This is a genomic window from Streptococcus sp. 'caviae' (assembly GCF_001937065.1).
Taxonomy (GTDB): domain Bacteria; phylum Bacillota; class Bacilli; order Lactobacillales; family Streptococcaceae; genus Streptococcus.
Genome location: NZ_MOWR01000002.1, coordinates 217,733 through 229,883 on the forward strand (window position 1 = coordinate 217,733; position 12,151 = coordinate 229,883).

Genomic DNA, 12,151 nt, shown 5'->3' on the forward strand with positions numbered 1-12,151 from the left:
GTCTGTTCTTTGGTTTTAGTCTCTTAAATTACTTGTTTATTTTTCGGAAGTCATTCACCTTATTTTAGGGTATAATAACAAAAATTGATGAATGAGGAGATTGCAATGATAGAAAATGAACAGTTAAAAGGGCGTTATTATAAGGCTTTGCTGGAACGAGACAAGCAGTTTGACGGGATTTTCTTTGTGGCTATTAAGACAACGGGAATTTTCTGTCATGCGACCTGTCGAGCCAGAAAGCCCAAGTTTGAAAATTGTGTTTTTTACGAAAAAGCAGAAGAAGCACTTCTGGCTGGCTATCGTCCCTGCAAAATCTGTCAACCTCTGTCATTTCCGCATCAGCTTCCCGAAGAAGTTAGACTGCTCGTAGCGGCTGTTGAAGCCAAACCTGAGAAGCGATGGAGGGAAGAAGATTTCAAGAAGCTGGGTATTCATTCGGCGACTGCTCGACGGAAATTCAAGGAGGTTTACGATATGACCTTTGTTCAATACGCGCGTGCCCGTCGGATGGGACTGGCTTTTAAAAATATCGAGGATGGACAGACAGTCATTGAGCAGCAGCTAGCCATGGGCTATCAATCACCTAGCGGTTTTAATGACGCTTTCAGTCATATTATGGGAAACCCAGCGAAAAAAACAACGGTTAAAGTACTGACAGCTAGCTTTATCACGACACCAATTGGACGGATGCTGGCCTTGGCAGACGAGGCTTATCTCTATCTCTTGGAATTCGACAATCGGCGAGGCCTGGAAAGAGAAATCGAGCGGTTGCGCAGCAGACTGAATGCAAGAATCATCCACGGAAGCAATACTCTTTTACAGCAATTGGAACAAGAGCTGGCTGCTTATTTTTCCGGAACCTTTACAGGTTTTACCATTCCTTTGCACCTTAGCGGTTCAGCCTTTCAGCGGGCGGTCTGGGACTTGCTCCGTAAGATTCCGCTTGGAGAAACTCTTACCTATAAAGATTTAGCTCTAGCGTTAGGTGATGTCAATAAGGTCAGAGCTGTCGGCAATGCTAACGGAGCCAATCAGATTGCTATTTTGATTCCCTGCCACCGCGTTATTGCCAGTGACGGCAGTCTGGGCGGTTATGGCGGCGGAACGGAGCGCAAAAAATATCTGCTGGAACTGGAGAAAAAAATTTAAAAAACATGACTGGGAGAAAATTCATGAAAACATTATTCCTATGCTCTTATTTTGCAAAAGTGCGGCCTTTATTTGCAGATTTTGTCGCTCAGCACAAACTGGCAAAGAAAGTGCTTTTCATTCCCACGGCTGGAAATGTAGAAGAGTATACAGATTATATTGATGAGGGTAAGGCGGTTTTTGCAGATTTGCAATTTGACATTGACTTGCTGGATATAGCAGAAGCAACAGAGGCTGAGGTGCGGGAAAAGATTGTACAAACGCCTTGTCTCTATATTTCAGGCGGTAATACTTTTTATCTCTTGCAGGAATTAAAAAGAAAGAATTTACTGCCTCTGATTCGTGAACGAATCGACCAAGGTCTGGTTTATATCAGCGAATCAGCTGGTGCTATTATTGCCTCCAGTGATATTTCTTACAGCCAAATCATGGATGATAAGCATCTGGCACCTGATTTGACGGATTATGCTGCCTTGGGTCTAGTTGATTTTTCTGTCCTGCCGCATTGGGAAGAATTTCCCTTTGAAGAAGCCAGCGAGCAGACATCAGAAGCTTACGGCGGACAGTTAAACCTTCTTAAGCTGACCAACAGTCAAACTGTGCTGGTGGAAGATGAGCAATATAGGATTGAAACTGCTCACTAAACGTGTTTTTTTAATATAAATCAGGATTGGAGAAAAAGGCCAATCTTCTTTTTATAGTTATTTAAGCAGTTAAGACATTCTCAAAAGTTCATCTTTTGCTAACTTTAACCTTACAGAACAGCTAGTAAAAAATGATTTCTGTTATCTCAATCAAAGTTTTCTTAGTATTCGCTCCCAAAGCTGTTTTTTGTTATAATAGAAACTATGAACAAACAAGAAAAAATCGCAAATTACAACCTTATGCTGGCTCAGGCTAAAGCGCTTTTTGCTAATGAGCGTAATGCACTTGCCAATCTGGCTAACGCCAGTGCGCTTTTAAAACAGACCTTGTCTAATTCCGTTTTTACAGGATTTTATCTGTTTGATGGAACCGAGCTTGTTTTGGGGCCTTTTCAGGGTAAGGTATCCTGTGTTCGTATTGCGCTGGGTAAGGGCGTCTGCGGAGAATCTGCTCAGCAAAACCAAACGCTCATTGTGGATGATGTCACTGAGCATGCTAACTATATAGCCTGTGATTCAGCTGCCATGAGTGAGATTGTGGTGCCTATGGCAGCAGATGGACAAATGGTCGGTGTGCTTGATTTGGATTCTCATTTGAAAGCTGATTATGATGCTGTCGATCAGGAATATTTGGAAGCTTTTGTTGCTGAGCTGATTAAGGCAAGCGATTGGAATTTTGACATGTTTGGAGTGAAAAACTAATGTATCAAGCGCTTTATCGGAAGTATCGCAGCCAGACTTTTGATGAGATGGTTGGGCAGGAAGTTGTGGCAACGACCTTAAAGCAGGCGGTTGCCTCAGGCAAGATCAGCCATGCTTACCTTTTTTCGGGGCCTAGGGGAACAGGAAAAACCAGTGCCGCCAAGATTTTTGCCAAGGCCATGAACTGTCCTCATCAAAAAGACGGGGAACCCTGCAATCAGTGTGATATCTGCCACGATATTACCAATGGAAGTCTTGAAGATGTCATCGAAATTGATGCGGCTTCAAACAATGGCGTTGATGAAATCCGGGAAATCCGTGACAAGTCAACCTATGCGCCTAGCCGTGCCACTTACAAGGTTTACATCATTGATGAAGTTCATATGCTGTCTGCCGGTGCCTTCAATGCTCTGTTAAAAACGCTTGAAGAACCGACGGAAAATGTCGTTTTTATTCTGGCGACAACTGAATTGCATAAGATTCCTGCCACCATTTTGTCACGGGTACAGCGTTTTGAGTTTAAAACAATCAAGACCAAGGCTATTGAGGAACATTTGGCAGGGATTCTTCAAAAAGAAGGGGTTACCTTTGATGAAGAAGCTCTCAGCTTGATTGCTAAACGTGCTGAAGGCGGAATGCGGGATGCGCTCTCTATCTTGGATCAGGCTCTCAGCCTGACTGCCAATCAGCAGGTGTCGCTGGAAATAGCTGAGGAAATTACCGGCAGCATCAGTCTGAATGCTTTGGATCATTATGTGGCAGACCTCTTGAATCATGATACCAGTCAGGCTTTGAATGATCTGGAGGTTATTTTTGACAGCGGCAAAAGCATGAGCCGTTTTGCGACAGACTTGCTCAATTATCTCCGAGATATTTTGGTTGTTCAGTCAGGCGGTGAAAATACGCATCAAGGGAAGGCCTTTCAGGATAATTTATCCCTGTCGCAGGATGCTGTTTTCAAAATGATTGATGTCGTGACTAAGAGCCTGCCGGAAATAAAAAATGGAACGCATCCTAAAATCTATGCGGAAATGATGACCATTCGCCTGAGTGAAGAGGAAAAAGAAGCGCAGACACAGGAACTTCCAGCCAACATTGCTCAGGAAATTGACGAATTAAAAGCAGAAGTTAAAGAGTTAAAACAAGCGCTGCAGTCTGTTAAAAAAGCAGACCCTGCCAAGGAACCTCAGGTACAAAAGACCAAGACTTTCCGCTACAAGGTAGATAAGGAAAAGGTTATGACCATCATGCAGGAAACAGTGGCAGACAGCCAGAAGTCCCGCCAATATCTGGATGCTCTGAAAAGCTCTTGGAATGAGATCTTAGACAGTATCTCATTCCAGGATCGTGCTCTTTTGATGGGGTCTGAACCTGTCCTTGCCAACAGTGAAAATGCGATTTTAGCTTTTGATGCTGCTTTTAATGCCGAGCAGGTCATGAAGCGTTCCAATCTAAACGACATATTTGGCAATATCATGAGTCAGGCGTCTGGTTTTTCGCCTAAAATAATGGCTGTCCCGCGGGCTGATTTCAATGCTATCCGCAGTGAATTTGCCCAGAGCATCAAAGCCAATAAGACTGACCAAGAAAAGACTGAAAAAGAAGCTGATTTTATTCCGGAAGGTTTTGACTTCTTGGCAGATAAGATTAGTCTGGAAGAAGAATGAGGAGAACCTGTACATCTGTTTGTGAAACAAAGCAGACTCAGCCCAAAGCTGCTGGACAGGGCTGAGTGACATGTACAAAAGCCGGTGAATATTTTGGAATTCACCGGCTTTTTTGCGTATATTAATCTATTTTAATCTATGAAAATACGGAATAGGGTGTATGCTTTGAGCGAAGACCAGAAACACGGCATGATGTACAATCTTTTTGTATCAGTTCTCTTTTTCTGGTACAATAAGGATATGTTAAAACAAGACTTTGCTGTCATGGTGCTGATAACCGTGACTGAAACGATTTTTTTGAACAATGCCGTTTTAGACGGCCAGTATTTTTGGGCCGGCTTTTGGGGGCTTTTGCTGTTTCGCAGTCTGCGCAAGACCTATCTCATCACTAAGTTTACCAAGGCTGTGCTGGCGGCTACCAAGAAGAAAGACTGATTTCTCCGCTGTTAAGGATTTTTTCTTCCCCATTTTCCAGCTGGACAATGAGCTGTCCTGAGTCAGTGATATCTACAGCTGTTCCTCTGTAAGCAACATCATTTTCAACAAAGGTCACTTGTCTGTCTAAGACGAGTGATTTTTCTTTGTAAACTTTAATCAGATCAGCCTTAGGAATATTAAAGAAAATATTCCAGATTTCAGAAATGAGCTCATTGCGCGTGATGGTGGGCTTTTCTGAGAAAAGACTGGCTGCCTTGCTCTGCAGTTCTTCAGGAAAATCAGTGACATGAAAATTGATGCCCATACCGATGATGACGTCTGTAATGAGCCCGGTTTCAATGGAAGAGACAGCTTCAGTCAAAATCCCGGCGATCTTTTTACCGTTTAAGTAAATGTCATTAACCCATTTAATTTCAGGATCAATGCCGGTCAGCCTTGAAATGGCCTTTACAAGACTGGAAGCCACCATGAGCGTATAGGCAGGCAGTTCTTTAAAGGGCAGGTTGGGACGCAGGTGCAGGGACATGTAAATTCCCCCCGTTTCAGGGGTGAAAAACTGCCGGCTGAAGCGCCCTCTGGCAGCTTTCTGGCTGGGAGCCAAATAAAGAGCCGGCACGGGATCGCCTTTTTCCATTCCAGCCTTAGCGTCTAACTGGGTAGAGGTGCTTTTTTCATTGAAAAAGACCTTTAGCCCGGTTGCTTTTTCAATTTCATCCGGCAAAAAAAGATCACCCGAGATTAAGCGATACCCCCTGTTCTTAACAGACTCGATCACAAGTCCCTTACCTTCTAAAGTCTGGATAGCCTTCCAGACAGCTGTCCGAGAAATATCGAGTTCTTTTCCCAAAACCTCTCCTGTTACAAAATCATCAGCCTGAGCCAATACCTGATAAATTTTCTCATAAGTTTTCATCATTTAACCTCAACCGCTAGCGAATTTCTTACTCTTATTGTAGCATAAATAGACGCTTGTGGGGTCACAGCACCATCTTTTGCTGCAATCATAGGAGGTAAAAAAAGAGGAAGCATTATCATGCAGCCGTTTTTCTAGGACTGGCTGTTTGTGATTTTTCATTATATTATTTCCCAGACCTGCCTCTTTAATAGGCCGGAAAATTCATGTCCTGCTCTTGTTTTTACCCGCCTTTTTCCTTCTTTAGTGCTATAATAAAAGTGAGAAAACGCTTTCGCACAGTTATAAAAAGGAGGAAAAGAAAATGGTTCACCAACTTACAGATGAGGTGGTTTTTCGTCATGGTGCCAAAGTGCACAATCGCATTGTTCTGCCGCCCATGCTGACTTTCTCAGGCAAGGAAGGCGGTTTTGCTTCTGAGGATACACTGGATTATTATAAGGCACGTTCACAGGCCGGAGGGCTCCTGATTTCGGAGTATCACTATGTCAGCGAAACCGGCGGACCGTGTACACCGGCTGGTGTTCCAGAACAGCTGGGCATCTATGATGATGAGCACTTAGAGTCTATCAGATCAATTGCTCAGGCACTGAAGAAAGACGGCAATAAGGCTATTTTGCAAATTCATCACGGCGGCCGTGAGGCCATGGGCCGTGCTGCTAAAGGCAAAGACGTTCTGGCACCGTCGGCTTTGGATTTTTCGTTCTTACCGTATCCTGTTCGGGAAATGACCGGTGAAGAAATTGAAGAGATTATCAAAGACTTTGGCCGCGCTGCTAAGCGGGCTATTGATGCCGGTTTTGACGGTGTGGAGATTCACGGAGCCAATCACTACGGTATTCAGCAGTTTTTCTCGGCCTTTTCAAACCATAGAACGGATAAGTGGGGCGGTTCTCTTGAAAAACGGATGGCTTTTCCGCTTGCGGTTGTTCACGAAGTTAAGCGCGTGGTTGCCCAGTATGCTCCCGATGATTTCATCGTTGGCTACCGTATCAGTCCCGAAGAAATTCATGGGGACACGGTCGGCTATACCTATAAGGATGCATTGGCTCTGATCAAAGAAGTTATTAAAAATGATCTGGATTATATTCACCTTTCCTTGTGGAATGGCTACGCTTCTAAACCGCAGGGTGCTGAACGTTCTTTTGCAGAATACTTCAAAGACATTTTGGATGATAAGACCAAGCTGATTGTTGTCGGCGGTGTCTTCTCGGAAGCAGCTGCTAAGGATGCTGTTGAGAACTACACGGATTTGATTGCGGTTGGCCGCGGCACGATTGTAGATCCTCTCTTTGGTAAGAAGATTGATGAGGGCAAGGGCGATACTATTGCCCATGAAATATCTCCTGAGCAGCTGGAAAAAGCACACTGGACACCTGGCTTACTGCAAGCCTTTACGACGGAAGGCTCCTTTGGTCTGCCGCCTATTCCGGGAAGCGACTCCATCAAGCATCTCAACAAGGGAACTCCAGAAGGCTTCAAAGGCTTTTCAAATGCTAATTAATTGTGATGCTTTAAGGTTTGTGAAAGAAAAGTTTAAGGAAGAATTAAGAAATTATTCTTATACTATAATCATCCTAGCAATAGGAATCCTAGCAGTAGATGTCATCCACTCGTTACGGTTCTGCGAACCTGACTCTTGGGACATCTTTGCATAGATATTCGTAAACTGCTAAAGCAGCAACGGCTATCGTAAAAACTTTTACCGAACACTGTTCGGTATCCGTCACTGTAAGAGCTAAAGCTCAAACAGTGAGCGTATCTTTTCATAAATCTCCTAAAGAGTCAGTAGGCATACTGGCTCTTTTTTGTGCTAGTATCCAATTAAATCAGGCATAGTCAAAAAACTTTGACAGCCAAGCTGATTTAAAAATTCATAGGGCAGAGATTTAGTCTTGCATGAACAGGGCTAAATCTTTTTTATTGAAATTGCTGAAAAGATTGTTATTAGTAAAAATTATGGCCCGGTAATTGGAAAAAATATGACTTTTTTAGGGCTAATTATGGTACAATGGTAAAGTTAATGAGTCCCGAAAAGGTGATTTGTACCGATAGATAAGGTCAGAGATTGAGGACAGCTAATCCAAACTTGCTAGGCCTTTATCGACGCTGCAAATCAGTGCTTTGTAACTTTTTAACTCGCTAAGTTTTATGAGCAAGCTGACTTGCCATAAAACGATGGAAAATCCTATGGCATTTTTCCTAAGGGGCTTACTAGCCGCAAGCCAAGATTAAAATCGAATTTTGACTTGTGACGTCGTAACTCGTTGGGATCAACAGACATGGATTTTCTTGCGCTATCATTAAGAGAAATTTTTTTATTTCTCTGTAAAAGCAATGGAATCAAGAAGGTAGCAGTTTTGTTTTGACAATTAAACTATCAACAAGATTCATTGCAATTATATTATTAAAAGGGGGACATTTTATGTCAGAACGTAAGCTGTTTACGTCTGAATCAGTATCTGAGGGACATCCCGATAAGATTGCCGATCAGATTTCAGACGCTATTTTAGATGCTATCTTAGCACAGGATCCCGATGCCCATGTGGCTGCTGAAACGGTTGTTTATACGGGTTCTGTCCATGTTTTTGGTGAAATTTCTACCAAAGCCTATGTGGACATTAATCGTATAGTACGTGATACCATTGCTGAGATTGGTTATACAGATACCGATTATGGTTTCTCAGCAGAAACGGTTGGGGTGCATCCGTCATTGGTAGAGCAGTCTCCGGATATTGCTCAGGGAGTCAATGAAGCGCTTGAAGTACGCGGCCATGATGAACAAGACGCACTTGACTTGATTGGTGCTGGTGATCAGGGGCTCATGTTTGGTTTCGCTGTTGATGAGACACCGGAGCTTATGCCTCTGCCGATTTCACTGGCTCACCGATTGGTTAGAAAATTAGCAGAGCTGAGAAAATCAGGAGAGATTGCTTATCTGCGGCCCGATGCCAAGAGTCAGGTGACAGTTGAGTATGACGAAAACGACAGACCAATTCGTGTGGATACGGTTGTCATCTCCACGCAGCATGATCCTGAAGCAAGAAACGAAGACATTCACAGAGATGTCATTGATAAGGTTATTAAGGCTGTTATTCCCGCTGAATATCTTGATGGCAAAACCAAGTATCTCATCAATCCGACAGGCCGTTTTGTTATCGGCGGCCCTCAAGGGGATTCTGGTTTGACGGGACGTAAGATTATTGTCGATACTTACGGCGGCTATGCCCGCCATGGCGGCGGAGCTTTTTCCGGCAAGGATGCCACAAAAGTTGACCGTTCGGCTTCTTATGCAGCGCGCTACATCGCTAAAAATATTGTGGCAGCAGGTCTGGCTAAGAAGGCAGAAGTTCAGCTGGCTTATGCCATTGGCGTTGCCCAGCCTGTTTCTGTCCGTGTCGATACTTTTGGAACTGGAACAGTTCCTGAAAGTCAATTGGAAGCCGCTGTGCGCCAGATTTTTGACTTGCGTCCGGCAGGGATTATCAAAATGCTTGATCTCAAGCGGCCTATTTACCGTCAGACAGCAGCTTACGGACATGTTGGGCGTACAGATATTGATTTGCCTTGGGAAAGAGTGGATAAAGTAGATAAACTCAAGCAGGCCCTTCATAATTGAGATTGAAAGGGAGGACTCCCTGCTTCAGACTGTAGACAAATCTCTAATTGCCTATCTTGATCAGCAAAAAAGTCTGCAGACTACCATATAAATTTCCCTGAACGCAAACGAGTTAGGTAAAGGATACTTCCGCCGTGATGAAAGTGTCAGAAATGGTGAATTTTAGCTAATTCTGACAGTCGGAAACTTTGAGACCGTGGCTCAAAGTTTCGGCATGGAATTCCTTAGGAAGTCGCTGCCGTCCAACATCACCTAAGGAAGTATCAAACTTTTTCTTCAAGCTAAAGCAGGAGCACCTGCTTTTTTTGTGCATGAAAAAGTTTTCATATTTTTTTAATGATTTAGTTAATTTGAAATGTGACTTAAGATGTGATAAAATAGATTAGTTGAATTCTAGTTAAAGATTAAAGAAAGTTTTGATTGTATGCGGAAAATTGTTATTAACGGCGGACGCCCTTTAAAGGGAGAAGTGGCTGTTTCAGGAGCTAAAAACAGTGTTGTTGCCCTGATTCCAGCCATTATTTTGGCAGATGATATTGTGACTTTGGATGGGGTTCCGGCTATCAGTGATGTTGACAGCTTGATTGATATCATGACTTTAATGGGAGCCAGCATTGAGCGCGAGGGAGACAGTCTTAAAATTGACCCGCGCGGTGTAAAGGACATTCCTATGCCTTATGGGAAGATTAACAGTCTGCGGGCCTCTTACTATTTTTATGGCGGTTTGCTGGGGCGTTTTGGCCAAGCTGTTGTCGGTCTGCCGGGGGGCTGTGATTTGGGGCCCCGTCCTATTGACCTGCATTTAAAAGCTTTTGAAGCTATGGGAGCGGTCGTTTCCTATGAAGGTGAAGCGATGCGCCTTTCTACCGAAGGCAGAGAGCTCAAGGGTGCTCACATTTACATGGATACGGTCAGTGTCGGAGCAACCATTAATACCATGATTGCGGCCAGCAAGGCCAAGGGACGTACAGTTATTGAAAATGCTGCGCGGGAACCGGAAATCATTGATATTGCGACCCTTTTAAACAATATGGGAGCACATATCCGCGGTGCAGGGACTGATATTATCACTATTGAAGGCGTTGAGAGCCTTCATGGCACCCGCCATCAGGTTATTCCTGACCGCATTGAAGCAGGGACTTACATTGCTATGGCAGCTGCTATCGGCGAGGGGGTCAAAATTACTAATGTTTTGTACGAACATTTGGAGAGCTTTATTTCAAAGCTGGAAGAAATGGGCGTGCGCATGACCATCGAAGAAGACAGTATCTTTGTGGAAAAACAGGGAGAACTGAAAGCTGTGTCGCTTAAAACATCTCCTTACCCTGGCTTTGCAACCGATCTGCAGCAGCCCATTACGCCTCTCTTATTAAAGGCTCACGGCCGCGGTAAAATTCGGGACACAATCTATGAAAAACGTGTCAATCATGTTGCGGAACTGGCACGAATGGGAGCTCGTATTTCTGTCTTGGGCGGCCAGATTGTTTACGAAGGCCCCAATGAATTAACGGGAGCTCCGGTGAAGGCGACTGACCTGCGCGCGGGTGCTGCTCTGGTGACGGCCGGTCTTATTGCCAAGGGACAAACGGTGATTTCCAATATTGAATTTATTCTGAGAGGCTATTCTGATATTATTGAAAAGTTAACCCATCTGGGGGCAGACATCAAAATTGTAGAAGAATAAAAGGCAGTACTGGTTAATACAAACAGGACCCGCAGTGCTGATAGGACAGGTTTTGAGAAGGGGCTTTACCCCCTCTTTTAACAGGATGAGAAGTCAGCCTGTGTATTAAAAATATGATAGGCAAAAAGCAGGATAAAGTTTGGGATTATCTCCCAAGTTTTATCCTGCTTTTATAACTGTTAAGCTATTTTGAATTGTTTAAGTATGGATTCGTTCTGAAGTTTCCGTATCAAAGAAGTGGCCTTTAGCGACATTAAAGGTCAATGTCACCTTGTCACCTGGATTGTAGCTGTCTCTGGCATCAACACGGGAAGTGAATTCAGTATTGCCGAATTTCACATAAAGCATGGTTTCACTGCCCAGAAGTTCTGATACCAGAACATCAGCTGTAACATTAGCATTTGGAAAGGTGTCATGAACAATCTGCTGACCGGAAATATCTTCCGGGCGAATGCCAAAGATAACTGTTTTACCAAGATAGCCTTGACTTTCAAGGATTTTTTTCTGCCCCTGAGGAAGGGCAAGGCTGAGGCCGTCTTGACCGATCAGTCGGTCTTTTTCAACTTTTACTTCGAAGAAATTCATGGCCGGGCTGCCGATGAAGCCGGCTACGAATTTGTTGGCCGGTTCATTGTAGAGCTCCTGTGGTGTTCCGATTTGTTCAATTCTGCCGATAGAACCGCTTTTATCGGGGTTAGGAGTGGCACTCATGATGACAATGCGATCTGCTAGAGTCATAGCTTCGGTCTGGTCATGAGTTACGTAGATGGTTGTAGCGCCGATACGTTGGTGAATTTTAGCAATTTCTGCTCTCATAGAAACCCGCAGTTTAGCATCGAGGTTGCTGAGCGGTTCATCCATTAAGAAGACTTTGGCATCGCGAACAATTGCCCGCCCCATGGCTACCCGCTGACGCTGCCCGCCCGAGAGATCGGCAGGTTTACGGTCAAGAAATTCACTTAGTCCAAGAATTTGAGCGGCTTCGCGCACGCGCTTATCAATCTCGTCTTTTTTGTATTTGCGCAGTTTCAGTCCAAAGGCCATATTTTCATAAACTGTCATATGAGGATAAAGGGCATAATTTTGGAAAACCATGGCAATATCACGGTCTTTAGGCGCCTCATCATTCATGAGCTTGTCATCGATATAGAACTTTCCTTCTGTAATGTCTTCAAGACCTGCAATCATTCGAAGTGTGGTTGATTTGCCGCAGCCGGAAGGACCGACAAAGACGATGAATTCCTTATCTTTAATGTCAAGGCTAAAATCCTCAACTGAATAATGATTGCTGTTTGGATATTTTTTATAAATCTTATCAAGTTTCAACGTTGTCAT

10 protein-coding genes are annotated in these 12,151 nt (G+C 43.9%); 8 read left to right on the plus strand and 2 right to left on the minus strand.

The window, feature by feature from the left end; translation table 11 throughout:
* Window positions 1–105 precede the first annotated feature (105 nt).
* The 5 genes from BMI76_RS03105 (at window position 106) to BMI76_RS03125 (ending at window position 4,597) form a co-directional block, all read left to right on the plus strand.
* Complete coding sequence (locus tag BMI76_RS03105) at window positions 106–1,149, plus strand: bifunctional transcriptional activator/DNA repair enzyme AdaA (protein WP_075346144.1); 1,044 nt, start codon at window positions 106–108, stop codon at window positions 1,147–1,149.
* Between the two features lie 23 nt (window positions 1,150–1,172).
* Entirely contained in the window at window positions 1,173–1,793 is a 621-nt protein-coding gene (locus tag BMI76_RS03110; protein ID WP_075346145.1) for a Type 1 glutamine amidotransferase-like domain-containing protein, read from the plus strand.
* Window positions 1,794–1,997: 204 nt separating this feature from the next.
* Window positions 1,998–2,495 carry a GAF domain-containing protein gene (locus BMI76_RS03115; RefSeq protein WP_075346146.1) on the plus strand — a complete coding sequence of 166 codons (498 nt, stop codon included), beginning with the start codon at window positions 1,998–2,000 and terminating at the stop codon, window positions 2,493–2,495.
* A complete protein-coding gene (gene dnaX / locus BMI76_RS03120) occupies window positions 2,495–4,162 on the plus strand; it encodes a DNA polymerase III subunit gamma/tau (RefSeq protein WP_075346147.1) in 1,668 nt (555 codons plus the stop codon). Before BMI76_RS03115 ends, dnaX begins: the two co-directional genes overlap by 1 nt.
* Window positions 4,163–4,402: 240 nt before the next feature.
* Complete coding sequence (locus BMI76_RS03125; protein WP_075346255.1) at window positions 4,403–4,597, plus strand: DUF3272 family protein; 195 nt, start codon at window positions 4,403–4,405, stop codon at window positions 4,595–4,597.
* Here BMI76_RS03125 and birA read toward each other — a convergent pair.
* Window positions 4,578–5,513: a bifunctional biotin--[acetyl-CoA-carboxylase] ligase/biotin operon repressor BirA gene (gene birA, locus BMI76_RS03130; protein WP_075346148.1), complete on the minus strand. Its 936-nt coding sequence runs from the start codon at window positions 5,511–5,513 to the stop codon at window positions 4,578–4,580. The genes BMI76_RS03125 and birA overlap by 20 nt on opposite strands.
* A 304-nt stretch (window positions 5,514–5,817) precedes the next feature.
* On the opposite strand from birA, the gene BMI76_RS03135 reads away from it, so the two are divergent.
* The 3 genes from BMI76_RS03135 (at window position 5,818) to BMI76_RS03145 (ending at window position 10,816) form a co-directional block, all read left to right on the plus strand.
* Window positions 5,818–7,017 (plus strand): NADH-dependent flavin oxidoreductase, encoded by a 1,200-nt coding sequence (locus BMI76_RS03135; protein ID WP_075346149.1) that lies wholly within the window; start codon window positions 5,818–5,820, stop codon window positions 7,015–7,017.
* A 921-nt stretch (window positions 7,018–7,938) separates the two neighbouring features.
* Window positions 7,939–9,132, plus strand: coding sequence for a methionine adenosyltransferase (gene metK / locus BMI76_RS03140; RefSeq protein ID WP_075346150.1), 1,194 nt, complete (start codon window positions 7,939–7,941; stop codon window positions 9,130–9,132).
* Between the two features lie 424 nt (window positions 9,133–9,556).
* Complete coding sequence (locus BMI76_RS03145) at window positions 9,557–10,816, plus strand: UDP-N-acetylglucosamine 1-carboxyvinyltransferase (RefSeq protein ID WP_075346151.1); 1,260 nt, start codon at window positions 9,557–9,559, stop codon at window positions 10,814–10,816.
* A gap of 198 nt (window positions 10,817–11,014) precedes the next feature.
* Here the strand turns inward: BMI76_RS03145 and BMI76_RS03150 are convergent, their stop codons facing one another.
* A complete protein-coding gene (locus BMI76_RS03150; RefSeq protein ID WP_075346152.1) occupies window positions 11,015–12,151 on the minus strand; it encodes an ABC transporter ATP-binding protein in 1,137 nt (378 codons plus the stop codon).

Bases quoted from the DNA above. Each gene is read 5' to 3' on its own strand.
- BMI76_RS03110 (WP_075346145.1), top strand. From the start codon at position 1,173: ATGAAAACATTATTCCTATGCTCTTATTTTGCAAAAGTGCGGCCTTTA.
- BMI76_RS03135 (WP_075346149.1), top strand. From the start codon at position 5,818: ATGGTTCACCAACTTACAGATGAGGTGGTTTTTCGTCATGGTGCCAAA.
- birA (WP_075346148.1), bottom strand. From the start codon at position 5,513: ATGAAAACTTATGAGAAAATTTATCAGGTATTGGCTCAGGCTGATGAT.
- metK (WP_075346150.1), top strand. From the start codon at position 7,939: ATGTCAGAACGTAAGCTGTTTACGTCTGAATCAGTATCTGAGGGACAT.
- dnaX (WP_075346147.1), top strand. From the start codon at position 2,495: ATGTATCAAGCGCTTTATCGGAAGTATCGCAGCCAGACTTTTGATGAG.
- BMI76_RS03125 (WP_075346255.1), top strand. From the start codon at position 4,403: ATGTTAAAACAAGACTTTGCTGTCATGGTGCTGATAACCGTGACTGAA.
- BMI76_RS03115 (WP_075346146.1), top strand. From the start codon at position 1,998: ATGAACAAACAAGAAAAAATCGCAAATTACAACCTTATGCTGGCTCAG.
- BMI76_RS03150 (WP_075346152.1), bottom strand. From the start codon at position 12,151: ATGACAACGTTGAAACTTGATAAGATTTATAAAAAATATCCAAACAGC.
- BMI76_RS03105 (WP_075346144.1), top strand. From the start codon at position 106: ATGATAGAAAATGAACAGTTAAAAGGGCGTTATTATAAGGCTTTGCTG.
- BMI76_RS03145 (WP_075346151.1), top strand. From the start codon at position 9,557: ATGCGGAAAATTGTTATTAACGGCGGACGCCCTTTAAAGGGAGAAGTG.